Below are 26,202 nucleotides of genomic sequence, written 5' to 3' on the forward strand. Positions count from 1 at the left end.
AGCAGTGTGGTGGCCTGCGTCACAGTGGCAAATCAGGGCAATTGGGACAATTCCCAATCATCGCTGCGCGCTGGCCAGCGCGGCGAGCAGCGGAACCAACCTGCCCTCGGGCACCTCGAAGCGGCCGAGACCCGCGGTCTGCAACCAGCCGACCGCGGCCAGTTGACGCAGATGCTGATAGATCTCGGCCGAGGTGCCCAATTCGGCGATGGCTGCCAGGTCCGCGGCGGTGCGGCGACCGTACACGATCTCGCGGAGCAGTCGCAGGCGTACGGGATCGGCAAGGGCGGCAAGGCAATTGGCGGCTTCGATGGTCCAGATGTCGCCGACGATGGCGTCGGTGGCGTACTGCGCCTGCCAGTCCACCCGCTCACCCGTCGGCAGCTTCAGCGCGCCTGCCAGCAGGACGCCGCCGTTGCGGTCGCCCGCGTCGTCGAATTCCGCGCGCAACCGCGCCACCGCCCAGGGCAGCCGCTCGTCGGTGTGCGCGGTGCCTTCGAGGGCGGCGACCCGCCGCTCCAATGCCTCGAGTCGCTCGTCCAGATCCACGCGGTCAACCTACGCCACCGCCGGGCCCGCCGTTGCCCCGACGCGAACACCCCGGGACCGTGCGGGCCCGGGGTGTCGTGGTCGGTGCGAATCAGCGCGTGACGGCGCCGAACGACGGCTGCTGGATGTGGCCCAGCCGGTAGGCGTAACCGTCCGGCTGGCCTGCGTCGGGCCAGCGGTGCCACAGGCTGCCGTACACCGCGGCGACGATCAGGCCGCCGCCGGTGTTCAGCGGTGCGGTGCGGATGGTGGTGTCGACGGGGACGTCCATGTGCTCGGTGAGCACAGCGGTACCGCTCTGCCCGTTCGACAGGTTCAGCCACATCACCTCGAGCTTGGCGCCGTTCTGATTCGGCGAGATGGTGCCCGGTCCGCCGAAGAAGCCGAAGCGGAAACCGTCGACATCGAGGGCGATACCCGAGCCGTACACGCCGGGACCGCCACCGTTCTGGCCGATATCCGAGGTGGCGGGGATCTGGAACGGCTGGGCGGGCAGGGCGACATCGACCGTGCCGTCGGCCACGAGTTGGTCCAGCGCGGCGAGGGCACCCGGGTTGCCCGCGACCGAGGTACGCAACTGGGAAACGGCGGCGGCCACGTCGACGGTCTTGGTTTCGGTCGGCTCGGCGGCCGCGGGGCCGGCGAAAACAATGGCGGCGGCGGCCGAGGTGGCGGCTACCGCGGTGGTGAAACGACGCATGAAACTCTGCATAACCAGCTCTCCTAGAGTGTTCCTGGTACAGCTTTTCCTGTCGCTGGCACCGTAACGGAGACCTGGATCACGTTTATCGCCCGCCCCTGCGAAAATACAGTTCAGGGCATGGGGGCTACGTGCACCTTGTATCCGCGATACAACTCGGGTTTCGCGGTGAGCACCGGCATGTCGAGATTCTGCGCGGTGAAGACAACCGGTGCGATGAGCGGCCAATCGGTGTGATTGTCGGCGATGGGAACGGTGGTTCCCGTGCGAATGGCGCCCGCCGCGTCGAGATCGGCCCAGCGCACCGCGACCCGGTTGTCGAGCAGGCGGCCGAGTTCGTCGACATTGTCGACCGCGCGCATGGCGGCCATCAGGCTCACCGTCGGCACCACCATGATGCGGCGCTGCTGGGTGAACTGGCGCATGATGACCTGCCCGAACAGCGGGGACAGGGCGAGCGAGGTGAGGGCGGTGTGGTCGGCGACGCTCACCGGCGGCTCGCGCTCGTGCCGTCGAGCGCGCCCATCACCTTGCTCAGTTTCGCCTCCGCCTCGGCGATGTCTTCGGCGGAATGCTGTTTGATCCGGTCGTCGAGTCTGCCGAGGATCTGTTCGCGCAGGTCGTCGTTGAAATAGGCGGGCGGCAATGCCGCGTGCCGCAAGACTTCCGCCGGTACCACTGCGACCAATTCTTTCCCCTCCCTGGTGACGATCACCGGTCGTCCGCTCGCGGACACCCCGTCGAAAACACTACCGAGCTGACCCCGTAATTCGGTCAGCGGAACACTGTCGTAATCGGCCATATCCCACTGTACATCGCTGTGTACAGTGGGATACGGCGAATTTCGGCTCAGGCGGCCTTGCGGGCCGGTTCGCTGCGGTACCGGGTGACGGGTCCGTCGATGCCGAGCAGCCGCCACGCCAGGCGCGAAACCGGGTTCATCAGCCCGCTGTTGGTGGCCAGCGCGCGCACATCGCCGAAGATGTTGCGCATCATGGTCTGCGATTCCGGATTCGACCAGTAGGCCTCGCGCATCACCTCGGCGGGGATGTCGAACTTCTCGACGAATTCCTTGGGCGGCGTCATGATCATGTCGAGCATGATCCGCATCGCGACCGGGAACAGCACCGACAGCAGGGATTTGGTGACCACGTTCATGCCCGGCACATTGCGGCGCAGGTATTCGTGGGCGAAGGAGATGTGGCGGGCCTCTTCGGCCACGTGGATCTGCATCACCCGGTGCACCATCGGATGCAGGTCCACACCGCCGCGCAGCAGCGACTTCTGCAGGTGATCGATCGGTTCCTCGCCGCCGAGGATCATCGTGAAGAACAGCTCGGGGAAGTACTTGACCGCGGGCCAGATGATCATCGTGAGCTTGCGGTCGATCGTGCCCATGCCGATCACATCGCGGTAGCCGATGCGGTTGATCATCTCCTGGAACATCATCGTGTGGTTGCACTCTTCGGCAGCCTCGTGCGTGACGTACCGGAATTCCGGATCACCGTTGGGTACCGAGATCAGGTACTGCATCAGCCCGCGGATGAGCAGCTGCTCGAAATCCAGGCCGACCTTGGCGATACCGGCCTGGCGCCACATCCCGATGGCGATCTGCTTCTCGATCGGTTGCGCCTTGTACCAGGGGTGACGGCCGAGCGGGTCCTCGTCGGGCATGATCCAGCGCGGGTCGTCGCTGTGCACGGCGAACTCGGGCGAATCCCAATCGATGTCGACATAGGGATCGAAGTGCCGGTTCACCGAGCCTTCGGACAGGTTGCGCAGGATCTCGTGGTACTCGGGATCGGTCGCGGTGTTCTTGGCTGTCGACAGCATCAGCGGTGTCTCCTTCGTGTGGCGCAGCTCGCACGTTATATGAGACCCGGGGTCTCAGACAAGTGTCGACTCGCCGTAGGATGAGGCTGCTCCACGGAATCCGATCGCCCCGCCGCGCACCGAAGGAGTGAGAACCCGATGCCTCGACTGACACCGGAGAAGGCCCGTTGGCCTGCCCTGAAGGTCGACACCTGGGCCGATACCCGCGACACCCTGCACATGTGGTCGCAGATCGTCGGCAAGCTGAAGATGGCGGGCACGCCGCTGATCAACCACTGGTGGAACGTCACGTTCACGGTGAGCGCGCGGGGGCTGGCCACCGGCGCCATCCCGGTCGACGGCCGCATTCTCGACATCGAATTCGATTTCGCCGCACACGAACTCGTGCTGCGCACCAGCGACGGACGCCGGGCCACGCTCGCGCTGCGACCACGCACCGTCGCCGATTTCTACGCCGAGCTCGTCGCGGTGCTCGGACGCTTGGACATCACGGTCGATATCGAGGCCTCACCGAACGAGGTCGACCCCGCGATCCCGTTCGCCGAGGACACCGTTCATCAGTCCTACGACGCCGATGCGGTCGGCATCTACTGGCAGCAACTCGTGCAGGCGAACCGGGTGTTCCAGCTGTGGCGAGCCGGCTTCGCCGGAAAGTCCAGCCCGGTGCATCTGTTCTGGGGTTCGCTCGACCTGGCCTGCACCCGCTTCTCCGGGCGTAGCGCGCCCACGCATCCCGGCGGGGCACCCAACTGCGCGAACTGGGTGATGGAGGAGGCGTATTCGCGTGAATGCGCCAGCGCGGGTTTCTGGCCCGGCGGAACCGAAGGCATGTTCTACGCCTACAGCTATCCGGCCCCCGACGGGTACTCGTCGCGGCCCGTGGGACCCGACGGCGCGCACTGGGACGCGGCACTCGGCGAGTTCGTCCTGCCGTACGAGGTGGTTCGTGAGTCGGACGACCCCGACGCCACCCTCCTGCACTTCCTCGATACGACCTACGCCGCCGCTGCCGACCTTGCCGACTGGGATCGGGTGCTGCTCGACGTGAACCCGCACCGCCTGGACCGCCGCCTCCACGCCGACGACACGACAACCATCTGAGATCACTCCCGTTCGGCGGTCTTCTCCGCTGCTTCCCGGCGCTGCCGGTAGAGCAGGATTCCCGCCGCGACCAGCCAGATCACCGCGTAGACGGCCGCTCGCATCGCACTCCAGTTCGCGGCGAGCAAACCGATCGCCACGCCACCGGCCACGCCCAGGATCATCACGGCATTCGGCTTCGAGTTCTTCCCCACGGTGCGAATCATCGCACGTCGATGAGTTTCGGGCGGTCGCGTCGTCGGTACCTGTAGCGAGCGACGAATGGGAGACGTGGTCATGGACGACGCGCAGGTGCAGAACTGGGTGCGAGCCGAACGGCTCGCCCTCGCCGACTTTCTCGAAGACCTCACCCCCGGCGAATGGGCAACGCCGTCGCTGTGCCCCGGCTGGACGATCCACGACGTCCTCGCTCACGTCAGCACCACCGATACGCTGCGCGAGACCCTCGTTGCCGTCGTGCGCGCCAAGGGCAACTGGAACCGGATGAACGCCGACATGGCCACCACCCGCGCCGCCCGCCACACCCCCGCCGAACTGCTCACCGAACTCCGCGCCTTCGCCGACTCGACCCGCCGCGCACCCGGCGCCGGCGTCCTCGACCCCCTGGTCGACATCATCGTCCACGGCCAAGACATCGCCCGCCCCCTCGCCCGCCCCTACGAAACCCCCGTCGACCGCGTCGTCCCCGCTCTCGACTACACCATCGCCAGCCGCTTCTACGGCGCCAAGAAACGTTTCCGCGCAACCCGATTGACCGCCACCGACACCGACTGGACCTACGGCGAAGGCCCCGAAGACATCAAAGCCCCCGCCATCGACCTGCTTCTTCTCGCCACCGGTCGGCCAGCTTAGCCGACCGACCGCTTCATGCATGTTTTACAAAAAAGTGTCACACTTAAGCTATGGCTACTGTTCCAGTTCGTGAACTCTCGCACCACACGGCTCGGTGTCTCGCGCTGGTGAAGTCGGGGGAATCGGTGGACATCACCGAGCGTGGACGTGTTATCGGACGCATCGTTCCGGTCGACCCGGATGGCGATGTGCGCTCCAGACTCATCGCGCAACGCCGGGCGCGTCCGGCTACACAAGGACGTGCTGAGTTGCTGGCGCAGCTGCGCCGTGGCTCGACCGACACCGATAGCGACAACGCTGTCAGCGCCGCCTTGCAGGACCTCAGGGACGGCGAACGCTACTGATGCTGTACTTCGACACGAGCGCGTTGGTGAAGCTGGTCCACCGGGAGGCAGAGACCGATGCGCTGCTCGATTGGCTCGGCGAGCGAACCGAGATGGCGTGGCTGACTTCAGCGCTGGCCGAGGTGGAACTCGTCCGTGCGGTCCGGGTGGCCGCTCCCGCGGATTTGATCAATGTGCCCGCCGTGCTGGCACGGGTGGACCGCGTGGAGATCGATCCGATTGTGCGGGCGAATGCCGCTGCGGTGTCACCGCCGTCGATCCGCAGCCTCGATGCGATCCATCTCGCGACCGCGCTGGAGCTCGCCGCCGATCTGACGGCATTGGTGACCTTCGACAAGCGCCTGGGCGAAGCGGCCGAAGCTGCCGGCTTGAACTGGGAGTCTCCGGGTTCGTCGAGGTGAGCTACGAATACGAAACCGGTGCGGATCTGTATGATCCGCACCGGTTTCGCTAACCGATCACTTCAGTTCGGCGCTGGTCTTGCCGAGGATGCGCCGGGCGACGATGAGCTGCTGGATCTGCTGGGTGCCTTCGAAGATGTCGAGGATCTTCGAGTCGCGGCCCCACTTCTCCAGGAGCAGTCGCTGCGAATAGCCGACGGCGCCTGCGAGTTCCACGGCCTTGAGGGTGACGTCGGTGCCGGTGCGACCCGCCTTGGCCTTCGACATGGAGGCCTCGAGCGAGTTCGGCTTCTTGTTGTCGGCCATCCACGCCGCGCGCAGGGCGAGCAGGTAGGCCGCCTCGTAATCGGCTTCCATCCGCAGGAATTCGGCCGCCGCGGCGTGCTGGTTCATCGCGGGGGTGTCGTAGGAGATGTCGACACCTGCCTCGGTGAGGATGGTGCGCAGCTCCTCGAGCGCGGCGCGGGCGACACCGATGGCCATGGCGGCCACCAGCGGGCGGGTGTTGTCGAAGGTCTGCATGACCCCGGCAAAACCCTTCTCCACGTTCACTTCCGGCGAACCGAGGATGTTGTCCTTCGGAATGCGGCAGTCCTGCAGCAGCAGCACCGCGGTGTCGGAGGCCTTGATGCCCAGCTTGTGCTCGAGCCGCGCCACCGAAAGACCCGGAGCGTCACGCGGGACGACGAACGACTTGATCGCCGCCCGGCCGAGGCTCTTGTCGACCGTCGCCCACACCACGATGTGAGTGGACCGCTCGCCTGCGGTGACGAAGATCTTCTCACCGTTGAGGACCCACTCGTCACCGTCGAGGACGGCGGTGGTCGATACGGCGGCCGAGTCGGAACCGAACGCCGGCTCGGTGATGGCCATCGAGGCCCACACCTTGCCGAAGCGTTCAAGCTGCTCATCGGTGGCCACGGCCGCGATCGCCGCGTTGCCAAGGCCCTGGTAGGGGATGGTCAGCAGCAGGCCGACATCGCCCCACGCGGTTTCGAGGGTGTTCATCAGCGACGACATGTTGCCGCCGTTGGCGTTGGCCGTCAGCAGGTCGGTCGCGGTGTCGCCACGACCGCCGGAGGCGCCGCCGATCTGCTGGGTGCCCGAGTCGGCGAGGCCTTCGACCATGGCCGACATGGTGTCGAGTTCGACCGGGTACGCATGCTCGGCGAGGTCGTACTTGCGTGAGATCGGACGGAAGATCTGGGCGGCGACCTGGTGGGCCTGGTTGGCGCTCGCCTTCAGCTTCTTGGGGAGTTCGAGATTGATCATGGGAAGTCTCCTGGAAGGTAAGAAAAGCGGCCGCTACACCAGCACGATGCCCTCGGCGACGCCGATGGCACGAAGATCGCGATACCAGCGCTCGACCGGGTGCTCCTTGGTGAAGCCGTGGCCGCCGAGCAACTGCACACCGTCGAGGCCGATCTGCATGCCCTTGTCGGTGGCGAGCTTGCGCGCCAGCGCCGCCTCACGGGCGAACGACAGGCCCTGCTCCGCGCGCGAGGCACCGCGCAGGGTGACCAGGCGCAGACCGTCGAGCTCGATCGCGATATTGGCGACCATGAACGCCACCGCCTGGCGGTGCGAGATCGGCTCGCCGAACGCCTCACGCTCGTTGACGTAGGGGATCACATAGTCGAGCACGGCCTGACCGGTGCCGACCGCGAGCGAGGCCCAGCCGAGGCGGGCCAGCTGCACGGCGTCGGCGTACTCGGCGGCGCGGGCGGCGGCGTCACCGTCGCCGAGGATCGCGTCGGTACCGACCGCGACGTTGTCCAGGATCAGCCGACCCAGACCGGCGGCGCGCAGGCCCATGCTCGGGTCGGCCTCCACCACCAGGCCCGCCGCGTCGGACTCGACGATGAACAGCGCCGGGCGCCCGTCGAGCTCGGCCGCCACCAGGAACAATTCGGCGTCGGCGGCCGCCGGGACCAGGCTCTTCACGCCGTTGAGGCGGTAGCCGCTGGGGGAGCGGGTGGCCTTGGTCTGCAGGGCGAACGGGTCGAACAGGGCGCGCGGCTCGCTGATGACCACCGAGGCCTGCGGCACGTTCTCGCCGGTGAAGGCGGGCAGGTAGGTGCGCTGCTGGGCGTCGGTGCCCCACTGCGACAGCGCGACCGCCACGCCGCTCGGCGCGAGAATCGGCAGCGCGAGACCCATGTCGCCGTAGGCGAGGGCCTCGGCCACCAGCGAATTGGTGACCGCGCCGCGCTCGGCGGCCGCGCCCTCGAGCTCCTCGGGCACATTGATCAGGGTGATGCCGAGTTCGGCGGCGCGATCGAGCAGATCGCGCGGCGCCTTGGCGGCCGCATCGGCCTCGTAGGCAGCCGGGCGCAGGATCTCACCGGCGAAATCCTTCACCGTCTCGACGATCATCTTCTGGTCGTCGGTGGGGGTGAGGTCGAAGTAGTCCTTGGTCTTGGCCTCGTTGTCGGGTAGCCGCTTGGGCTCGCCGCCGCCGGTGACCTTGCCGAAGGTGCGGGTCGCCGCGCCAAGGGTCCGGAACCCGGTCTTGGTGCCCTCATAGGTGATGCGTTCGATGGGCTTGCGCAGCTTGTACTTGCCGGCGAACTCCGACCCGGTCACCGTCGTCAACGCGCGCATCGCAGCGCCCATCCAGTCCCGTTTGGGCTGGTTGAGGCCGACCGCGGACGTGTCGTTCGGACGTCGCTTCGTCGCGCTGTCTCGAGTGCTCATCATCACCTGATTTCCTCGGCTGTCGGGACGCTCCGTGGCCCCACTATCTTACTCTCCGGTAAGACTATCTTACTCCGGAGTAAGAAGCGCAAGGAAGAACCGGGAAATCGCCGGATTCTGTCACGCTGCACAGGTGCGCGTCCTGGTATCGGTGTTCGCGCTCGTCCTGCTGGTGACCTCGGGCCGCTACGGCTATCACCGCGACGAGCTGTACTTCCTCGCGGCGGGCAGGCGGTTGGCCTGGGGCTATCCGGACCAGCCACCGCTCGTGCCGTTTCTCGCGCGGGTGATGTCGGTGGTCGACCCCGACGCGCTGTGGGTGCTGCGGCTGCCTTCGGTCGTCGCCGCGGCGGTGGTTGTCGTCTGCGCGGGCTGGATGGCGGGGGAGTTGGGTGGTGGGCGTGGCGCGCGGGCGCTGGCGGCCGCGGCGGTAGCGAGCGCGGCGCTGGTGCAGGGCGTCGGGCATTTGCTCACCACGACCGTGTTCGACCTCGCCGCGTGGTCGCTGGTGTGCCTGCTCGTGCTGAAACTGCTGCGGGCACCGGAGGGCGCGTCGCCGATGGTGGTGTCGAGCGCACCGGTCGACCGCGAGACGACGTGGACTGGCGATCCGCGCTGGTGGTTGCTGATCGGCGTGCTCGTCGGCGTCGGATTGTTGAACAAGGTGCTGTTGATCGCACCGGTGGCGGTGCTGGTACTGGCGTTGCTGCTGACTGGGCAGCGAAAGGTGTTCACCACGAAGTACTTTCCGTGCGCCGTCGGCATCGCGGTGGTGACGGCGCTGCCCTATCTGTGGTGGCAGGCGCGCAACGGCTGGCCGCAATGGGAGCTGAGCCGGGCCATCGCGGGCGGTTCGTCGGGGACCTCGGATTCGCCGATCATGTTCGTGCTCTTGCAGTTCGGGTTGTTCGGTCCGCTGCTGGTTCCGCTGTGGGTCTACGGGTTGTGGCGGTTGTGGCATTCGCGCTACCGCGCGTTTCCGCTGACCTACGCGGTGTTGTTCGTGCTCTTCCTCGTGACCGGTGGCAAGGCGTACTACCTCGGTGGGATGTATCCGGTGTTGCTCGCGGCCGGATCGGTCGGCCTTGCCCGGTGGCTCAGGGGGGCCGGGAAGCGCTGGCTCGCAGCAGCTTCCGTGATCGCGCTCAACGCTGTCATGTCCGCGTCGCTGTTCCTACCGGTGCTGCCGATCGAGGCGATCCCGTCGTCACCTGTTCTCGCCGTCAACTACGACGCGGGCGAAACCATCGGCTGGCCTCGATACGTCGAACAGATCGCCGCCGCCCGTCCGCCGGGTGCTTCGATCCTCACCGCCAACTACGGCGGAGCAGGCGCTATCGAGCACTTCGGTCACGAATATGGCCTGCCCACACCGTATTCCGGTCACAACGCCTACTGGTGGTGGGGACCGCCACCCGATTCGATCACGGTGGTCCTCACCGTGGGTATCGACCGCGAGCGGCTCGCCGGGCTCTGTGCGAGCATCGAACCCCGAGGCGTCCTCGACAACGGCCTCGGAATCGACAACGACGAACAGGGTGAACCATTGTTCCTCTGCCGCAACCCGATTCGACCCTGGTCGCAGGTCTGGCCGGAGTTGCGGACTCTCGGCTGACCCGATCTCGCTGTCGCGGGCAGGCGTCGGCGCCCACGTCATCTGGCGGTCGTGCCGACTCCGCTGCCGCAGGGACCTTCAGAGCCCGTGCCGGTCGAGGAAGTCGGTCAGCACCTTCTGCCACTCCTCGGGTCGCTCGACCATCACCACATGCCCGGCCGCGATCTCCGCGTACTCGGCGCCGGGGATCGCGGCGGCAAGGGCTCGTGAGCCGGCCGGATCGACGAGCAGGTCGGCGGTGGTCGCGACGACGAGGGTCGGCACTGCGATGGCGGCGAGATCTGCTGTCGTATCGACGGTTTCGACGAGGGCGGCCTGTGCGCGGGTCCCGCCGGGGATCGCGGCGGCGGTCTGGCGGACGACATCGTCGACCGTGCCGGTCGGTAGACCGTTCACGAAATCGGTGGAAAACCCGGTGAGCAGGACCAAGCGTGCGAAGGCCTCGCGAGCGTCCCGGTCGAGCAGATCCTGCCAGGCCTGCACGGCCAGACGCGCGCGGTGGTCGGGTGTGGCCAACCCCGCGGTGAGCAGCAGCCCGGTGACCCGGTCGGGATGGCGGGTTGCGGCGCGCACGGCCACCGCGGTGCCGAGGGAGAACCCGACGATGGTGAACGTCTCGACCCCCGCGTCTACGGCGGCCGCGACGAGCGCGTCGGCGAGGGCGTCGAGGGTCAACGGGGTGTCGTCGCCCGGATAGTCCGAGGCGACCACGGTGTGACCGGCGGCGAGGGCGGGGATCACGGGGCCGAAATTGCTCTCGATGCCGCCGCCCGCGCCGTGGGCGAGCACGATGCCGGGGCCGGAGCCGTGAACGGTGGTGTGCAGCGGAATTGTCGTCATGACGGCGACGTTAGGGGTTGACATGGGTGTGAAGGTCAAGCCGAACGTGCCGGTGATCACATGCTGATCGGCGAACTCGCGCAGCGCACCGGGGTCGCCACCCGGCTGCTGCGCTACTACGAGGAACAGGGTCTGCTGCATCCGCGCCGCGACAGCAACGGCTATCGCAGCTATCCCGAGGCAGCGGTCGCCAGGGTCGCCCGTATCCGGGACCTGCTGGCGGCGGGCCTGAATACCGACGAGATCGCCGACCTGCTCCCGTGCGCCGAGCACGACGGGCCGGTCCAGGCCTGCGAGAAGTCGGTGCGCATCATGGCCGATCGGACGGCCGAGCTGGACCGCCGCATCGCCGACCTCGACCGTCAGCGTGCACACCTCGCCGCCCAGCTCGACGCGAGTCTCGCAGGCAGCGGCGCACCGATCCCCGGTGTGAGCCGGTAGATCGAGGCGCCGCCGCCGTCACCACCGGGAGCGGTCACTACGTCGAGCCGACCGGCGCCCCGTCGAGAGCGGTTTCGAACTCATTCGCGCACGTAGAACCGCAGCGTGAGATAGGCGGTGACGGCGGCGAAGACGATGCCGACGGGCGCGATGGTCAGGGCGACCACCGCGATGTCGTCACCGGTGATGCGCGGGAACACATTGCTGTCGAACAGCGGGCCGAGCGCCCGGTCGATCACCAGCGGACGCGCGATCACCAGGCCGAGGACCGCCAGCACCGAACCCACGAAGGCGGCCGCGACCGCCTCGAGCAGGAACGGTAGCTGCGTATACCAGCGCGTCGCACCGACCAGGCGCATGATGCCGACTTCTGTGCGCCGGGTGAACGCCGCGATCTGCACCATGTTGAGCACCAGCAGCATCGCGGCCAACGCCATCACGAGCGCCAGCCCGAACGCGGCATTGCGCAAGCCGTCGAACAAGCTCACCAGCCGGTCGACGAACTCCTTGTCGTTGGCGACGATCCGCACGCCCTCCCGCGTCGCGAACGCGTCGTAGATGTGCTGGTACTGGTCGGCGTCGGTCATCTTCACCCGCAGCGAGGCGGGCAGGGGAGAGTCGGCGATGTACTGCACCATCTCCGGCTGGTCCTCGAACAGCTTCTTGGCCTCCTCGAGCGCGTCGGCGCGGTTGAGGAACTGCACGCTCTCCACGCCCGAGGTCTGCTTCATGTCGGCCAGCAGGGACTTGCACGGCTCGGCGGCGCAGTCGGGATCGGTCTCCGACACCGAGTCGTCGAGATAGAAGCGCACCTCGAGGCGGCCGATGAAGAAGTTCTCGGTCTTGTCGGCCATCCGCACCGACAGCATGCCGCCGCCGAGCATCATCAGCGACACCGCGGTGGTCAGGATCATCGCGACGGTCATCGTCAGGTTGCGGCGCAGACCGTCGGCGACCTCGGTGAACAGGAAACTCAGTCGCATTATCGCCCCACCCCGTAGACACCGGTCGCCTCGTCGCGCACGAGTCTGCCGTGGTCGAGTTCCACCACCCGCCTGCGCATCGCGTCGACGATGTGATTGTCGTGGGTGGCCATCAGCACCGTGGTGCCCACCCGGTTGATCCGCTCCAGCAACGCCATGATGTCGGCGCTGGTCTCGGGGTCGAGGTTGCCGGTCGGCTCGTCGGCGAGCAGCACCAGCGGCCGGTTGACGAACGCGCGCGCGATCGCCACACGCTGCTGCTCACCACCGGACAGCTCCGAGGGCAACCGATTGCCCTTGCCGCCGAGCCCGACCATGTCGAGCACCTCCGGCACGGTCCGCTCGATGAACTGACGGCGCTTGCCGATCACCTCCAGCGCGAACGCCACGTTCTGTTCCACGGTCTTCTGCTGCAACAGCCGGAAATCCTGGAACACGCACCCGATGCGCTGGCGCAACTTCGGCACCTTGCGGCCGGGTAACCGGTCGACCCGGAAATCGGCCACCCGGATCTCCCCGGAGGTCGGCGCCTCCTCCTTGAGCAGCAGTCGCATGAACGTCGACTTGCCGGAACCGGACGGGCCGATGATGAAAACGAACTCGCCCTTGTCCACCTCGACGGAGACGTTGTCCAGCGCCGGCCGCGTCGACGTTTTGTACGACTTGGAAACGTTGCGCATGGTGATCACGAGGAGCCAGTGTAGCCAGCGGGCTGCTCGTGACGGATGCCCCGACGACGTCGGCGGGGCGCTACTGGGTGGGATTCACCCAGGACGGGACGGAATTGATCAGGGTCACCGGTTCGGTGGTCGTGCCGTCGGCGGGCTTCACGAACAGGTAGACGACGAAGGTCGATACCCAGGTGGCGATCAAGATCGCCGTGGACTTACGCGGTTTCACTGATTCCTTCCTTACGCAGGGCGGCGGCCACACGCACGCGCAGCTCACGCCCCACCTCGAATTGTTTGCCTGGCAATGTGCGGGCAACCATCCGAATGTTCATCTCGTCGAGCGACAGATCCTCCACGCCCATCACCGAAGGCTCGTCGAGCAAAAGCGGTTTCAGGCGGGCGTCCTGATAGGCCTTGGTGCACACCTCGTGCAGCACCTCGTTGATCTTGTTGATGTCGGCTTGGGCCGACACCGGCACATCGATCGCGGCGCGCGCCCAGTCCTTGGACAGGTTGGTCACCTTCACGATCTGGCCGTTGGGAATGGTGATCACCTCGCCGTCGGCATTGCGCAGCGTGGTGATGCGCAGGGTCACGTCCTCGACGGTGCCCTCGGCGGGGTCGGCCGAGCCGGTGACCGCGATCTGCACCACGTCACCGAAGCCGTATTGGCGTTCGGTGATGAGGAAGAACCCGGCGAGGATGTCCTGCACGATGCGCTGGGCACCGAAACCGAGCGCCGCGCCGAGCACCGCCGCGGGCGCGACGAGCCCGGTCACCGAAAAGCCCAGCCGCCGAAGCACTTCCATGCCGACCAGCACATACACGATGGTCAGCACCACCCAGGTGATGACCTGGGCGAGCGCGTGCCGGTGCTTGGCCGCCTCGGTGCGGACAAGGGCGTCGCTCGAGTGGAACGAGGCATCGATCTTGGTGGTCACCCGGTCGCGCACGAACGCCGCGAACCGACCGAACAGCATCGCGCCGACGACTAATAGGACGATCTCCAGGCCGCTGGAACGCAGCCAGGCGGTGATCTCCGTACCGCCGTTCATCGCGAGCACAGCGTTCATCGCGTCGCCCCGTGGGGCGCGCGCAGGCACAGTTCCGGTCCGTTCGAACACACACCAGAAAGGTTACAGGCCGGTCACGGCGCGTCGTCAAACGTGAACAACGACACCATCGGCGAGCGAACCGCTGGCTATGCGTCGGCCTGTTCGCGCATGCGCCAACGGATTCCGGATTCGATGAAGCCGTCGATGTCACCGTCGAGCACCGCCGAGGGGTTGTTGACCTCGTAGTTGGTGCGCAGATCCTTGACCATCTGGTACGGATGCAGCACGTAGGAGCGCATCTGGTTGCCCCACGAAGCGCCCTCGTTGGTCTTGAGCGCGTCCATCTGGGCCCGCTCCTCCTGGCGCTTGCGCTCGAGCAGCTTGGCCTGCAGCACGCGCATGGCCGAGATCTTGTTCTGCAGCTGCGACTTCTCGTTCTGGCAGGTCACCACGATGCCGGTGGGGATGTGGGTCAGGCGAACCGCCGAGTCGGTGGTGTTGACGCTCTGTCCACCGGGACCCGAGGAGCGGTACACGTCCACCCGGATGTCGCCGTCGGGGATCTCGATGTGGTCGGTGGTCTCCACCACGGGCAGCACCTCGACCTCGGCGAAGGAGGTCTGGCGGCGGCCCTGGTTGTCGAACGGGCTGATCCGCACCAGCCGGTGGGTGCCCATCTCGACCGAGAGTGTGCCGTAGGCGTAGGGCGACTTCACCGCGAAGGTGGCGCTCTTGATGCCGGCTTCCTCGGCGTAGGAGGTGTCGTAGACCTCCACGCTGTACTTGTGCCGCTCCGCCCAGCGGATGTACATCCGCATCAGCATCATCGCCCAGTCGGCGGCGTCCACACCGCCCGCACCGGAACGGATGTTGACCAGTGCGTCGCGCTTGTCGTACTCGCCCGAGAGCAGGGTGCGCACTTCCATCGCCTCGATGTCCTCGCGCAGCGACGCCCGTTCGGCGTCGGCGTCGGCGAGGGCCTCGGTGGCGGCTGCGCCCTCTTCGGCCTCGGCGAGTTCGTAGAGCACCGGCATGTCCTCGAGCCGCTGGCGCAGGTCTTCCACCCGGCGCAGTTCGCTCTGGGCATGCGACAGCTCGCTGGTCACCTGCTGGGCGTGCTCCTGGTTGTTCCACAGTTCGGGATCGGCGGCCTGGTGCTCGAGTTCATCGATGCGGCGGCGCAGCTCCTCGACATCGAGGACCGACTCGACCGTCTTGAGCGTGGTGTCGAGTTCGGCGAGGTCGGCGATAACGTCAGGATGCACGATGTCCAAGGTTACCGGTCGGCACCGACACGGCGAAACACGCGTACCACCACGTCAGCCCGCGACGGCGCGCAGACCACCCGGGCGGCGGCCGACGAGGTCGTCCAGGGCGGCGGCGCTCGCCGCGTCGGCGGGCAGCAGAACGTAGAGCTGCTGATCGTCGTCGATGGACAGATCGAGCGATTCGTACGCCAGCCGCAGCTCACCGGTCTCGGGATGGCTGATCCGGTTGATCCCGCCCGAGGGCGGCAGGCCGGGCAGGCGCGCGAGCCGGTCGGTGAAGGCGGAGCCCGCGGTGACGGTGAGTTCGTCGACCAGTGCGGCGACCATGGGATCGGCGCGGAACGGGCCCTGTTTCAGCGACGCCACCAGCTTGTCGGCCGCCTGGTCCCAATCCGGGTAGAGGTCGCGCGCACCCGGGTGGGTGAAGACGAATCGCGCGATATTGGCTGGTTCGCCCTGGTCGAACAGGCCGCTCGGACCCATCAGCCTGCGGTAGCCCTCGGTGCAGGCGAGGACCTCGGTGAAGCGGTTGGTGATCGCGGCGGGTGCGGGTTCGAGCTGGTCGAGGATCGCGCGGACAGTGGGGCGCACCGTGCGGTTGGGTCCGTTCTCGGTCGCTCCGCAACTGAAACCGGACATGCCCTTGGTGAGCTGATGCAGATGCACCCGTTCGCGCGGGGTCAACCGCAGTGTGTCGGCCAGCGCCGACAGCACCGGCGGCGAGGGGTGCCGGTCGCGTCCCTGTTCGAGCCGGATCAGGTACTCCACGCTCACACCCGACAGCATCGCCACCTCGGCGCGGCGCAGACCGGGGGTCCGCCTGCGCGCACCTGTCGGCAGGCCGACCTCCGCGGGGGAGACCGACTCACGTTTGGTGCGCAGGAACAGACCGAGTTCGTTGTCGCTCATCGCACCGACGGTACCGAGCCTCGCGCCGCCGAGAGTGGCCGTGCCACTACCACTCTCAGCGTGGTCTCCCTGACAGGCCGGCGAGCGACGACATTGGGTTGCACCGGCCGATCGGGCCGGCACCGACGAATTCGAGGAGCACACCGTGTCCGCATTGAAACTCGCGATCATCATCGGCAGCGTCCGCGACGGGCGGTTCGGGCCTGTGGTCGCCGAGTGGTTCGCCGCGCAGGTCGATGATCGGTTCGATGTCGATGTGATCGATCTGGCCGAATTCGACCTTCCTGCTGAACTGCCTGCGGTTCCGCCTGCGATGGATCCTGATCCCGAGCGGCCGTCAGGGATGGTGGCGTTGTCCGATCGGCTTGCTGCTGCCGACGCTTATGTTGTTCTGACGCCCGAGTACAACCGGAGTTATCCGTCGGCGCTGAAGACTGCTATCGACTGGCACTTCACTCAGTGGGATCGCAAGACGATCGGGTTCGTCGGGTACAGCGGGGGGACCGGTGGTGTGCTCGCCATCGAACATCTGCGTCAGGTTTTCAACGAACTCAACGCACATACTGTTCGGGATTATGTGTCGTTCCCTCGTTATTACCTGCTGTTCGACGAGGATGGTCGGTTGCGTGAGCCCGAGGGGTTCGAGGCTGCGGCGAAAGCGATGCTCGATCAACTGTTTTGGTGGGCGACGGCATTGGCGGGTGCGCGATCCGTGGCGGTTTCTGCTTGATCTGTGGGGGCGTTTGACGGGTGCTCAGCTGCATGGCGCTACTCTCGAGTCCGCTACCTGCCGCACTCCCCGCCGTGCGGAACCACTGCGGTGTTTTGTGCACCACGGAGGTATTGGGCTGTGTTTGTTGGAGCGCTGGCGCGCTCGAGCGCGGCCCCTGGAGGGCCGCGCGAACAGCGCTCGAGACTCGCGCCTGCGGCGCATGCGCTTCGAACGCTGTTCGCGCGGCCGGGCCGCTACGCCGCTACGCGGCGGACCCTCCTCGAGGTCGGGTCGTGCGGGGTTGGGAGTGCGGTCATGGCGGACTGGGGGAATCCCATTCGAGTTGCTGGTGTGGCTCGCCATAAACTCCCCTCGTGGCTGCCTACTCCGCTGACCTGGACCTTGCTCTTCGATTGGCCGACGAGGCCGACGCCATTTCCAAGGAGCGCTTCGGCGCCGTGGACCTGAAGGTCGACTCGAAACCGGATCTCACACCTGTCTCGGATGCCGACCTCGCGGTGGAGCAGGTGATCCGCCGGGTGCTGAGTACCGAACGCCCGGACGATGCCGTCCTCGGCGAGGAGTTCGGCGGCGATGCCGAGTTCACCGGGAGGCAGTGGGTGGTCGACCCGATCGACGGGACCAAGAACTTCGTTCGTGGCGTTCCTGTGTGGGCCAGTCTGATCGCCCTGCTCGAGGACGGTGTCCCGGTGGTCGGTGTGGTCAGCGCACCCGCACTCGGTCGGCGCTGGTGGGCGGCGGCGGGGTCGGGCGCGTGGGCTCAGGTTCATCCTGGTGCCCCGAAACCCGTCACGGTGTCGGCGGTGGCCGAGCTGGATTCGGCGAGCCTGGCGTTCTCCTCGCTGTCGGGCTGGCACGAGCGCGGTCTGCGGGAGAAGTTCATCGACCTCACCGACGAGGTGTGGCGGGTGCGGGGGTACGGCGACTTCTTCAACTATTGCTTGGTCGCCGAGGGGGCGGTGGATATCGCCGCCGAACCGGAGGTCTCGCTGTGGGACCTGGCGGCCCTCGACATCCTGGTCCGCGAGGCGGGCGGCACGTTCACCTCCCTGGACGGGCGCCCCGGTCCGCACGGCGGCGACGCGGTGGCGACCAATGGCTCCCTGCACTCCGAGGTCCTTGCCCGTTTGCGGGCGTGAGAAGCGAGTTATCCACATGTGAGCAGATCCCGGTCGTGGCCATGATCGGGGTCGGTGGAGGGGCTGCGGTCCCGGCGCTCGATCGTAGGATGGCCCGGTGAGCAATTCCGGCGCCACAGCCCCCGATGCCGACGACTTCCCTCCGGAAGACTTCCCGCCCGACGATCCCTACTCGTCGGGCGGCGGTTACGTCTCCGAACACGATTTCGACGACACCGGCGGCTTCCACTTCGACGATCTTGCCCCCGCCACCCCGGGCCGGGCGGCGGCTCCCGCACGCGGTGAGACGGCCGACGAGGTCTTACGCCGGGTCTTCGGCTACGACAGCTTCCGCGGCGACCAGGCTGCCATCGTCGAGCAGGTCATCGGCGGCGGTGATGCGCTCGTCCTGATGCCTACCGGCGGCGGCAAATCCCTGTGTTATCAGGTGCCCTCGCTGGTCCGCCCTGGTGTCGGTGTCGTCGTCTCACCGCTGATCGCGCTCATGCAGGACCAGGTCGACGCGCTGAGTGCCCTCGGGGTGCGGGCCGGGTTCCTCAACTCCACCCAGTCGCCCGATCAGCGCCGCATGGTGGAGGCACAGTTCGTGACGGGCGAACTGGACCTGCTGTATCTGGCGCCGGAACGCCTGCGCCTGGAATCCACGCTGCGGCTGCTCGATCGCGGCACGGTCGCGTTGTTCGCCATCGACGAGGCGCACTGCGTGTCGCAGTGGGGCCACGATTTCCGGCCGGACTATCTCGCGCTGTCGCTTCTGCACGAACGCTGGCCCGATGTGCCCCGCATCGCGCTCACCGCCACCGCCACCGCGAAAACCGCCGCCGAGATCGTCGAACGACTCGATCTGGGTGAGGCGAAGCAGTTCGTCGCGAGCTTCGACCGGCCCAACATCCAGTATCGGATCGAGGGTAAGAACCGGCCCGACCGGCAGCTGCTCGAGTTCATCCGCACCGAGCATCCCGGCGACGCGGGCATCGTCTACTGCCTCTCGCGCAACTCGGTGGAGAAGACCGCCGCCATGCTCAACGAGAACGGTGTGCGGGCGGTGCCGTACCACGCGGGTCTGGACAACCGTGTGCGCGCGGAGAACCAGGCTCGGTTCCTGCGTGAGGACGGGCTGGTCGTGGTGGCGACCATCGCCTTCGGCATGGGTATCGACAAACCCGACGTGCGGTTCGTCGCCCACCTCGATCTGCCGAAGTCGGTGGAGGGCTACTACCAGGAGACGGGCCGCGCGGGCCGCGACGGTCTGCCGTCGACGGCGTGGATGGTCTACGGGCTGGCCGATGTGGTGCAGCAGCGCAAGATGATCGACTCGAGCGAAGGCGACGCCGCCCACCGCAGGCAACTGCAACTGCACCTGGACGCGATGCTCGCCCTGTGCGAGACGGTCAATTGCCGACGCGCGCAACTGCTGAACTATTTCGGTCAGCAGCCGACCGGACAGGGCTGCGGCAACTGCGATGTGTGCCTGAACCCACCCGAAACCTGGGACGGCACCGTCCCCGCGCAGAAACTGCTCTCCACGGTGCTGCGGCTCAAACGTGAACGCGGACAAGCCTTCGGCGCCGGTCACCTCGTCGACATCCTGCTCGGCAAGACCAACCCGAAGATCACCCAGCACCGCCACCACGAACTCACCGTCTTCGGTGTCGGCACCGACCTGCGCGACACCGAGTGGCGCGGGGTGGTCCGTCAGCTGCTGGCCGGCGGTTTCCTTGCGGTACAGGGGGAATACGGCGTCCTCGCCCTCACCGACGCGGGCAACGAAGTGCTCTTCGAGGGCCGCAAGGTGGCGTTGCGTCGCGAACCCGAACGCCCCACCCGGCCCGCACGCGCACCCAAGGCGGCGAAGGCCGCGGCCGACCTGCCCGCCGCCGATGTGCCACTGTTCGAACGCCTTCGGGCCTGGCGCGCGGCCACCGCCAAGGAACAGGGTGTGCCCGCCTACGTGGTGTTCCACGACGCGACCCTGCGCGAGATCGCGGCCCGCAAACCCGGCGACCTCGCCGCTCTCGGCACCGTCGCCGGGGTCGGCGAGAACAAGCTGGCCCGGTACGGGGAGGGGGTGCTGGCCACGCTGGCGGGCGACTAGCGGGAAGGGAACTCGCGACGGATCAGGGGGTGCCGCGTTAGTGTCGATTCATGGCCAATGGTGAAGGCTCCGAGTCGGAGACGTCGGGTGGGTCGAGCTCGGGTGGCGCGGATGCCCTCGCGCCGATGCCGCATCGGCATATCGACCCGGCGGTCGCACCGTCCTTGCTCGGTGGCCACCGCCCGGTGCACCGGGGCAGGCCGCGCTGGTCGACGGTGGCACTCGTCCTCGTCTTCGCCTCCGCGCTCGCCCTCTATCTGCTGTTGCGTCCGGGCGGCTGACCCGGCGGAGACCGTAATGTTTGTGATGGCGCGGACCAGCACCGCCCACCACACCCTTGTGAATTCCGGTAGCCGCACGTCATAGCACTTCCTGCGCCGCCTTCCACGGCGCACCGTTGGCCTCCTCGACCGATCGAACGGTGATCGGTCCGCGCAAGGAGGCGACGGCCATGGTCTGGACCAAGTGGGCGATCCGAGGGGTGTGCACGGCTCTCACCGCGACCGGATTCGTCTGTGCCGCAGCACAAACGGTGTCGGCGGAACCGTCGGTGGTCACTGTGATCCAGGATCTGCGCCGGATCGTCGCGCCCACCGTGCCCGGTACCTACGGCGGCGACACAGCGGTGGTCATCCTCGGCTACGGACTCACCCCGGAGGGCACCATGCGCGAAGAACTGCTTCGCCGGTTGCGGACCGGCTATGTGCAGGCGGTGTTCGCGCCGTGGTCGCCGATCATCGTCACCGGCGGCAACCCACAGGCGGGTCGCAGCGAGGCCGACGCGATGGCGAGCTGGCTCGAGGACGCGGGTATCGACCCCGCCCGCATCCTGCGTGAGCCCCACGCCGACTCCACCATCGGCAACGCCGACCACACCGCCGCCCTGATGACCGAACACAACCTGACCTCGGCCGTCCTCGTCACCTCCGCCGACCACGTCACCCGGGCGCGCGCCGCCTTCGACGCGGCCGGGGTCACCGTGGTCGGCGAACTGACGCCCGACACCGCCCCCTGGCCCCACCTACCGCTGAGCATCGACCAGTTCGGCCCCATGCTGCCCGCGGACTAGCCGACGGTGCGGGCGACTGTGATCGCACACAGTATTCCGCGACTGTGCCGACGCCCGTCACGACCTGGGCCGATCGTAGGGGCACGGACTCCGAGTCCTCCCCCGCAACTTCGAGGTGACACCAGATGCAGCTCCACCTGTCCGACCGCGACATCCTCGCCGAGCTCGAATCGACGGCCGAGGACAACCTCAACGACCACCTGGCCAAGGCCAAGGACTGGAACCCGCACGACTACGTGCCGTGGGACGAGGGTCGCAACTTCGCCGCCATGGGTGGAATCGATTGGGAACCGGGGCAGTCCAGGCTCAGCGAAGTGGCGCGGGCGGCCATGATCACCAACCTGCTCACCGAGGACAACCTGCCCTCCTACCACCGTGAACTGGCCGACACCTTCGGCCTCGACAATGCCTGGGGCACCTGGGTCGGGCGCTGGACGGCCGAGGAGAACCGGCACGGCATCGTCATGCGCGACTACCTCGTGGTGACCCGCGCGGTCGACCCGGTCGCCCTGGAACAGGCGCGGATGGCGCATATGACCGCCGGTATCGCCAAGCCGGAGAAGGGGTCCCAGTTCCTGCGCGGCGTCGCTTATGTCACCTTCCAGGAACTGGCCACCCGCATCAGCCACCGCAATACCGGCACCCTGTGCGGCGATCCGATCGCCGACCGGATGCTCGCGCGCATCGCCGCCGACGAGAACCTGCACATGATCTTCTACCGCAAACTGTGCGGCGCCGCCCTCGACCTCACCCCCGACGCGGCCATGGCCGCGATCACCGATGTGATCCTGCGTTTCCAGATGCCCGGCCTCAACCAGCCCAACTTCCGCCGCAACGCGGTCCTGCTCGCCAAGCACGGCGTCTACGACCTGCGCCAGCACCTCGACACCGTGCTGAAGCCGGTCCTGCGCACCTGGCGGATCTTCGAACGCTCCGATTTCGGCCCCGAGGGCGAACGCGCCCGCGACGAACTGCACGCCTATCTCACCGATCTCGAGGTCAAGGCCGCCCGCTTCGAGGAACAACGCGACCGCGCGCTGGCCCGGGCCGCCGCCCGCGCCTGATCCGGCCATGGAATAAACCGCTGGCGCCGTCACTTACAGTTGACCGTTATGAAGGAGAAAGGCCGGAAGGTCATCGCGACCAACCGCAAGGCCCGGCACAACTACACGATCCTCGACACCTACGAGGCGGGGATCGCGCTGGTCGGCACCGAGGTGAAGAGCCTGCGTGAGGGCAAGGCCTCGCTCGTCGACGCCTTCGCGACGGTCGACCACGGCGAGGTGTGGCTGCGTGGCCTGCACATCCCCGAGTTCAGCCACGGCACCTGGACCAACCACGCGCCCCGGCGCAACCGCAAGCTGCTACTACACAAGCGTGAGATCGAGCACCTGGTCGGCAAGTCCCGCGAGGGCAACCAGACGCTGGTGCCGCTGTCGATGTACTTCTCCGACGGCAAGGTGAAGGTGGAGCTGGCCCTGGCCAAGGGTAAGCAGGACTACGACAAGCGCCAGGACCTGGCTCGCCGTCAGGCCGAGCGTGAGGTCACCCGCGAGATCGGTCGGCGGGTCAAAGGCATGCGTTGATCTCCGTCGTCCTCGCCCTCATCGCGGCGGCGGGTTACGGAGTCAGCGACTTCTTCGGCGGCATCGCGGCCCGCAGAGTCACCGCTCTGCGGGTCGTCGTCGTCTCGTATCCATGGTCGGTGCTGCTGGTCCTGCTGATCGCACCGCTGGTCGGCGGGCATCCCGACACCGCGTCGATGCTGTGGGGCCTGGCCGCCGGTGTGGCGAGCGGGCTCGCGGTGTGGTGGTTCTACGCCGCGCTCGCCGACGGGCCGATGGCGGTGGTTTCCCCGGTCACGGCGGTACTGGTGGCCGGTATTCCGGTGATCGCGGGGTTCTTCCTCGGTGAGCGTCCGGGCCCGGCCGCGATCGCCGGTATCGCGCTCGCGCTCGTCGCGGTGGTGCTGGTGAGTCGCGAGGCACCGGACGAGACCACCGAGGAGATCATCGGCGGACGGCAACTGCGCTTCTCCCGTCGTGTCGCCCTGCTGACCGTCGGGTCCGGCGCCGCGTTCGGTTTCGCCTTCTTCTTCCTGCACGAGACCGACCCGGCCGCCGGGCTGTGGCCGCTGCTCGGCCAGCGCGGAGCGGCGACGGCGGTGGTGTGGATCTGCGCTCTGGCCGCCGGTCAGTTCGCCGGCCTGCACGGTGAACCGCTGCGGTTGGCGTTGTGGGTCGGCGTGCTCGACGTGATCGCCAACGCCGCCCTGCTCTACGCCTTCCACGGGGCGATGCTGTCGGTGGTGAGCGTGATCGGTTCGCTGTACCCGGCCGCCACCGTGCTGCTGGCGATGGTGCTGCTCGGTGAACGAATCAGCCGCACCCAGAAATTCGGGCTGGTACTCGCGCTCGCGGCGGTCGCGATGATCGCCGCGGGCTGAGATCTACAACCGGGTGCAGGGTTCGTGCAGCCCGAGCCTGGCCAGCGTCGAACCCTGGTAGCCGACCGCGACCGCCCGCGCACCCATCGGCGCGCTGTCGTCGGGCTGGAACACCACGGTCCACTCCTTGCTCAGGTCGGGCGCGTCCGCACCGACCGGATGGATGGCGACGATGCCTTCCCCGTCGGGCTCAAGCCCCTCGGCGGCCCGCCGCAACCCCTCCCGGGTGAGCTCGCCCCGCTCCGCCGCCTCGGTGAGCAATGCCCTGAGCGGGTAGGAGATGGCCCAACCCAGCGAATAACCGAAGTTGGACGGTTCGTGATCGGTCGCCTCACGTGCCTTCTGCGCGCCGACACTGTCGCCGGCCCAGCTGTCGACGGGAGTCATGTAGTTGTAGCGGGCGGCGAGCGCCGGCGCGGCGGCGGTCTGGTGCAGTGCGGCGTTCCAGGTGGGCAGCGAACCGAGGAACCGGCCGGTGAACCCGGCGCGCACGAGTTTGCCCACGATTTCGGCCGTTTCGGCGGGGCCGGTGGCCAGCATCACCAGATCCGGGCTGGCGGCGAGCACTTCCTGCACCGGCCCGTCCTGATTGCCCACCTCGCCGTTGGGCCCGGTGTCGATGCGGTCGGCGATGGTCGCGCCGTTCGCGAGCGCCCACTTGAGCGCGCCGCTGGCGTAGTCGCCGCCGTAGTTGCCCCGGTAGGACACCACCGCGATATTCGTCGGCGCGTAGTGGTTCTCGGCGAACCAGTCCAGGCCCATCACCGCTTCGGTGCAGTAGGAATAGCCCGCGCTGAGCACCAGGTTGCGGTCGGCGCTGCGGTAGTTCCAACCCGACCACTGGGTGGCGGCGGTGCTCACCATGTTGTCGGCGTCCATCTGGTTGAGCATCGCGATGGTTTGTGAAGTGCCGAAACTCATCGCGAGGGCGAGCACATTCGGTTCGATCTCGGCGTAGCCGGCACGATGCCTGCCCGGGTCGAGGGACGTATTGCGGCTGTGGGTGGTGATGTCGATGTCGTAGCCACCGATCCCACCCGATTCGTTGACCTGGTTCCAGAACGCGAGCTGACCCTCGTTCATCGACGAGCCGAGCGCCGAGAACGGGCCGTCGGCCAGGTCCGAGAGCACTCCCAGGTACAGGCAGCCGCGATCGGGGTGCGTGGACCCGGGGCAGGGTTGACTGCTCACGCCGGGAGCTTGCTCGGACTCACCTGCCGAACACGCCGCGGCGAGCACCAGCCCGGCAACAGCCGGAATCACCGCGACCCGGCGCAGCCCACGCCGACGGGGGAATGCCATCAATCAACTCCTTGGTCCAGCCGCCCAGGCGATCTCGCTTCTCCCGGTTCGACCGATCGAGAACGATACTCGCCCCCACCGACTGTGCCGGACCAATCGGCCGGTTCGCTACCCGGTCACCACGACGCCACCCCGCGCTGGCAGAAATAAGGGGAAGAAACCGGGAAGCACGGGTGTTAATATGACTAGCCCGCAAGGTGTGGGCACGTACGGGGCTGAACGGTTTCGACTGCGTACGTTGATTCAGGGGAAGCGTGTCGGTGCAGGCAAGAGACCACCGTAAGCGTCGTTGCAACCAATTAAGCGCCGATTCCAATCAGCGCGACTACGCTCTCGCTGCCTAAGTAGCGAAGCGTGTCTGTCAGTCCGGGTTCGTCCCTCGACCCGGGTACTGGCATCAGCTAGAGGGAATCACCGTCCAGGTCGGTCGCGGATCTGGGCGGGACATCGAACAGCGACTGGGATCGTCATCCGAGCTTGTTCGCGAGACCCGGAGATCCGAGTAGAGACATAGCGAACTGCACACGGAGAAGCCCTGAAGACGCGGCGGAGGACCCGGGTTCGATTCCCGGCAGCTCCACTCAGAGCCCCTCACCTGACACACAGGTGAGGGGCTTTTTCATGCGCCGGACCTGGGCCGCGCGGTCATCGCCGAGGCGGTCTCGCGGCGTTCAGCTGCTGCATCAGATCTGTTCGTCCGCCCGTATCCGGATGCAGGGCAGTGCTCAAAGACTTGTACACCGATTGTGCGAGGTCGCTCCCCACTGCGGCGAACAGAGAATGCGCCCAATCCGTGTTCGGCGGTGGCGCGGTGGGCGCTGAGCTTGTGAGCTGCGCCAGCTCCTCCCGGAGTTGGATTACTTGCTGCTGCAGGTGCCGCGCGGCGGCGGCCATGTCGTCGTGCTTTCGCCGCCAATGCTCGGCGTCGCCTGTGGGTTGCATGTCAGCAGGCGGCGGTGGGGCATCACCTGAGACCTCGACACCCAGCCGCTGCAGGGCGACCCGCAGTTCGGTCACATCGGTCGAGATCAACCAGGCGCTGTCGGCTTTCACCCACCGTCGTGCGTCTGCTGGAACCATGGATTTGAGCAGCGCGAGCAGATCCTTGTCGTACCACTCGAACGACACCGACCAATCGTCGCCGTGGGCGCTGATGGTG

General features: G+C 67.3%; 31 protein-coding genes and 1 other RNA gene. 15 read left to right on the forward strand and 17 right to left on the reverse strand.

Going from position 1 to position 26,202, the window contains the following annotated elements; genetic code table 11:
- Positions 1-57: 57 nt before the first annotated feature.
- The 5 genes from AB0F86_RS14720 to AB0F86_RS14740 form a co-directional block, all read right to left on the reverse strand.
- The gene (locus AB0F86_RS14720) at positions 58-549 is read right to left on the reverse strand and encodes a helix-turn-helix domain-containing protein (protein ID WP_181700353.1); all 492 of its coding nucleotides are present in this window, start codon (positions 547-549) and stop codon (positions 58-60) included.
- Positions 550-640: 91 nt separating this feature from the next.
- A complete protein-coding gene (locus AB0F86_RS14725; RefSeq protein ID WP_255495599.1) occupies positions 641-1,261 on the reverse strand; it encodes a hypothetical protein in 621 nt (206 codons plus the stop codon).
- Positions 1,262-1,362: 101 nt separating this feature from the next.
- On the reverse strand, positions 1,363-1,740 hold the full coding sequence (locus AB0F86_RS14730) for a hypothetical protein (RefSeq protein WP_067491626.1): 378 nt from the start codon (positions 1,738-1,740) through the stop codon (positions 1,363-1,365).
- The gene (locus AB0F86_RS14735) at positions 1,737-2,051 is read right to left on the reverse strand and encodes a type II toxin-antitoxin system prevent-host-death family antitoxin (protein ID WP_181700350.1); all 315 of its coding nucleotides are present in this window, start codon (positions 2,049-2,051) and stop codon (positions 1,737-1,739) included. The genes AB0F86_RS14730 and AB0F86_RS14735 overlap by 4 nt, the downstream gene beginning before the upstream one ends.
- A gap of 47 nt (positions 2,052-2,098) precedes the next feature.
- Positions 2,099-3,082: a diiron oxygenase gene (locus AB0F86_RS14740; protein WP_181700348.1), complete on the reverse strand. Its 984-nt coding sequence runs from the start codon at positions 3,080-3,082 to the stop codon at positions 2,099-2,101.
- A gap of 138 nt (positions 3,083-3,220) precedes the next feature.
- Here AB0F86_RS14740 and AB0F86_RS14745 point away from each other — a divergent pair, with 138 nt between their 5' ends.
- Positions 3,221-4,183: a DUF5996 family protein gene (locus tag AB0F86_RS14745; protein ID WP_356986615.1), complete on the forward strand. Its 963-nt coding sequence runs from the start codon at positions 3,221-3,223 to the stop codon at positions 4,181-4,183.
- Between the two features lie 2 nt (positions 4,184-4,185).
- On the opposite strand, the gene AB0F86_RS14750 is transcribed toward AB0F86_RS14745, so the two are convergent.
- Positions 4,186-4,377, reverse strand: coding sequence for a hypothetical protein (locus AB0F86_RS14750; protein ID WP_181700344.1), 192 nt, complete (start codon positions 4,375-4,377; stop codon positions 4,186-4,188).
- Positions 4,378-4,444: 67 nt separating this feature from the next.
- Here AB0F86_RS14750 and AB0F86_RS14755 point away from each other — a divergent pair, with 67 nt between their 5' ends.
- The 3 genes from AB0F86_RS14755 to AB0F86_RS14765 all read left to right on the forward strand — a co-directional run bounded on the left by AB0F86_RS14755 (position 4,445) and on the right by AB0F86_RS14765 (position 5,780).
- Positions 4,445-5,035, forward strand: coding sequence for a maleylpyruvate isomerase family mycothiol-dependent enzyme (locus tag AB0F86_RS14755; protein ID WP_356986613.1), 591 nt, complete (start codon positions 4,445-4,447; stop codon positions 5,033-5,035).
- 125 nt (positions 5,036-5,160) lie between these two features.
- Positions 5,161-5,379, forward strand: a complete 219-nt coding sequence (locus AB0F86_RS14760; protein WP_356986611.1) for a hypothetical protein — start codon at positions 5,161-5,163, stop codon at positions 5,377-5,379.
- The gene (locus AB0F86_RS14765) at positions 5,379-5,780 is read left to right on the forward strand and encodes a type II toxin-antitoxin system VapC family toxin (protein WP_356986610.1); all 402 of its coding nucleotides are present in this window, start codon (positions 5,379-5,381) and stop codon (positions 5,778-5,780) included. The genes AB0F86_RS14760 and AB0F86_RS14765 overlap by 1 nt, the downstream gene beginning before the upstream one ends.
- A gap of 57 nt (positions 5,781-5,837) precedes the next feature.
- Here the strand turns inward: AB0F86_RS14765 and AB0F86_RS14770 are convergent, their stop codons facing one another.
- Together AB0F86_RS14770 and AB0F86_RS14775 are read right to left on the reverse strand one after the other, a co-directional pair.
- Positions 5,838-7,052, reverse strand: coding sequence for an acyl-CoA dehydrogenase family protein (locus AB0F86_RS14770; protein WP_225278970.1), 1,215 nt, complete (start codon positions 7,050-7,052; stop codon positions 5,838-5,840).
- A gap of 33 nt (positions 7,053-7,085) precedes the next feature.
- Positions 7,086-8,480 (reverse strand): acyl-CoA dehydrogenase family protein, encoded by a 1,395-nt coding sequence (locus tag AB0F86_RS14775; protein WP_067637246.1) that lies wholly within the window; start codon positions 8,478-8,480, stop codon positions 7,086-7,088.
- A gap of 130 nt (positions 8,481-8,610) precedes the next feature.
- Between AB0F86_RS14775 and AB0F86_RS14780 the strand changes: the two genes are divergently transcribed.
- The gene (locus AB0F86_RS14780) at positions 8,611-10,092 is read left to right on the forward strand and encodes a glycosyltransferase family 39 protein (protein ID WP_356986609.1); all 1,482 of its coding nucleotides are present in this window, start codon (positions 8,611-8,613) and stop codon (positions 10,090-10,092) included.
- Positions 10,093-10,170: 78 nt separating this feature from the next.
- Here AB0F86_RS14780 and AB0F86_RS14785 read toward each other — a convergent pair whose 3' ends face one another.
- Positions 10,171-10,932 carry an alpha/beta hydrolase gene (locus AB0F86_RS14785; protein WP_356986607.1) on the reverse strand — a complete coding sequence of 254 codons (762 nt, stop codon included), beginning with the start codon at positions 10,930-10,932 and terminating at the stop codon, positions 10,171-10,173.
- 60 nt (positions 10,933-10,992) lie between these two features.
- Between AB0F86_RS14785 and AB0F86_RS14790 the strand changes: the two genes are divergently transcribed.
- Positions 10,993-11,373, forward strand: coding sequence for a MerR family transcriptional regulator (locus AB0F86_RS14790; RefSeq protein ID WP_225278973.1), 381 nt, complete (start codon positions 10,993-10,995; stop codon positions 11,371-11,373).
- An 80-nt stretch (positions 11,374-11,453) separates the two neighbouring features.
- On the opposite strand, the gene ftsX is transcribed toward AB0F86_RS14790, so the two are convergent.
- The 6 genes from ftsX to AB0F86_RS14820 form a co-directional block, all read right to left on the reverse strand.
- Positions 11,454-12,356 (reverse strand): permease-like cell division protein FtsX, encoded by a 903-nt coding sequence (gene ftsX / locus AB0F86_RS14795; protein WP_067491644.1) that lies wholly within the window; start codon positions 12,354-12,356, stop codon positions 11,454-11,456.
- Positions 12,356-13,045: a cell division ATP-binding protein FtsE gene (gene ftsE, locus AB0F86_RS14800; RefSeq protein WP_067491646.1), complete on the reverse strand. Its 690-nt coding sequence runs from the start codon at positions 13,043-13,045 to the stop codon at positions 12,356-12,358. The genes ftsX and ftsE overlap by 1 nt, the downstream gene beginning before the upstream one ends.
- A gap of 61 nt (positions 13,046-13,106) precedes the next feature.
- Complete coding sequence (locus tag AB0F86_RS14805; RefSeq protein WP_157102088.1) at positions 13,107-13,256, reverse strand: hypothetical protein; 150 nt, start codon at positions 13,254-13,256, stop codon at positions 13,107-13,109.
- The gene (locus AB0F86_RS14810) at positions 13,243-14,100 is read right to left on the reverse strand and encodes a mechanosensitive ion channel family protein (RefSeq protein ID WP_225278974.1); all 858 of its coding nucleotides are present in this window, start codon (positions 14,098-14,100) and stop codon (positions 13,243-13,245) included. The genes AB0F86_RS14805 and AB0F86_RS14810 overlap by 14 nt, the downstream gene beginning before the upstream one ends.
- Positions 14,101-14,228: 128 nt before the next feature.
- Positions 14,229-15,347, reverse strand: a complete 1,119-nt coding sequence (gene prfB / locus AB0F86_RS14815) for a peptide chain release factor 2 (RefSeq protein WP_067491755.1) — start codon at positions 15,345-15,347, stop codon at positions 14,229-14,231.
- Between the two features lie 54 nt (positions 15,348-15,401).
- On the reverse strand, positions 15,402-16,259 hold the full coding sequence (locus tag AB0F86_RS14820; protein WP_356986603.1) for a helix-turn-helix transcriptional regulator: 858 nt from the start codon (positions 16,257-16,259) through the stop codon (positions 15,402-15,404).
- 145 nt (positions 16,260-16,404) lie between these two features.
- Between AB0F86_RS14820 and AB0F86_RS14825 the strand changes: the two genes are divergently transcribed.
- The 8 genes from AB0F86_RS14825 (at position 16,405) to AB0F86_RS14860 (ending at position 23,741) form a co-directional block, all read left to right on the forward strand.
- Positions 16,405-16,989 carry an NAD(P)H-dependent oxidoreductase gene (locus AB0F86_RS14825; RefSeq protein WP_225278976.1) on the forward strand — a complete coding sequence of 195 codons (585 nt, stop codon included), beginning with the start codon at positions 16,405-16,407 and terminating at the stop codon, positions 16,987-16,989.
- Between the two features lie 356 nt (positions 16,990-17,345).
- Complete coding sequence (gene hisN, locus AB0F86_RS14830; protein WP_356986601.1) at positions 17,346-18,131, forward strand: histidinol-phosphatase; 786 nt, start codon at positions 17,346-17,348, stop codon at positions 18,129-18,131.
- Positions 18,132-18,228: 97 nt separating this feature from the next.
- Positions 18,229-20,226 (forward strand): DNA helicase RecQ, encoded by a 1,998-nt coding sequence (recQ, locus tag AB0F86_RS14835; RefSeq protein ID WP_356986599.1) that lies wholly within the window; start codon positions 18,229-18,231, stop codon positions 20,224-20,226.
- Positions 20,227-20,276: 50 nt separating this feature from the next.
- Entirely contained in the window at positions 20,277-20,507 is a 231-nt protein-coding gene (locus AB0F86_RS14840; RefSeq protein ID WP_067491761.1) for a hypothetical protein, read from the forward strand.
- A gap of 170 nt (positions 20,508-20,677) precedes the next feature.
- Positions 20,678-21,295 carry a YdcF family protein gene (locus AB0F86_RS14845; RefSeq protein ID WP_356986597.1) on the forward strand — a complete coding sequence of 206 codons (618 nt, stop codon included), beginning with the start codon at positions 20,678-20,680 and terminating at the stop codon, positions 21,293-21,295.
- Positions 21,296-21,420: 125 nt separating this feature from the next.
- Positions 21,421-22,359, forward strand: a complete 939-nt coding sequence (locus AB0F86_RS14850; RefSeq protein ID WP_356986595.1) for an acyl-ACP desaturase — start codon at positions 21,421-21,423, stop codon at positions 22,357-22,359.
- 48 nt (positions 22,360-22,407) lie between these two features.
- A complete protein-coding gene (gene smpB, locus AB0F86_RS14855; RefSeq protein WP_067637187.1) occupies positions 22,408-22,881 on the forward strand; it encodes an SsrA-binding protein SmpB in 474 nt (157 codons plus the stop codon).
- Complete coding sequence (locus tag AB0F86_RS14860; protein ID WP_356986593.1) at positions 22,878-23,741, forward strand: EamA family transporter; 864 nt, start codon at positions 22,878-22,880, stop codon at positions 23,739-23,741. Before smpB ends, AB0F86_RS14860 begins: the two co-directional genes overlap by 4 nt.
- A gap of 3 nt (positions 23,742-23,744) precedes the next feature.
- Here AB0F86_RS14860 and AB0F86_RS14865 read toward each other — a convergent pair whose 3' ends face one another.
- The gene (locus AB0F86_RS14865; RefSeq protein WP_225278980.1) at positions 23,745-25,043 is read right to left on the reverse strand and encodes an ABC transporter substrate-binding protein; all 1,299 of its coding nucleotides are present in this window, start codon (positions 25,041-25,043) and stop codon (positions 23,745-23,747) included.
- Between the two features lie 211 nt (positions 25,044-25,254).
- Here AB0F86_RS14865 and ssrA point away from each other — a divergent pair.
- Positions 25,255-25,626, forward strand: a transfer-messenger RNA (tmRNA) gene (gene ssrA, locus AB0F86_RS14870).
- Positions 25,627-25,688: 62 nt separating this feature from the next.
- Here the strand turns inward: ssrA and AB0F86_RS14875 are convergent.
- On the reverse strand, positions 25,689-26,171 hold the full coding sequence (locus AB0F86_RS14875) for a hypothetical protein (protein WP_356986591.1): 483 nt from the start codon (positions 26,169-26,171) through the stop codon (positions 25,689-25,691).
- Between the last annotated feature and the right edge of the window lie 31 nt (positions 26,172-26,202).

Origin of the sequence: Nocardia sp. NPDC023733 (assembly GCF_040639775.1) — a bacterium.
GTDB lineage: Bacteria > Actinomycetota > Actinomycetes > Mycobacteriales > Mycobacteriaceae > Nocardia > Nocardia rosealba.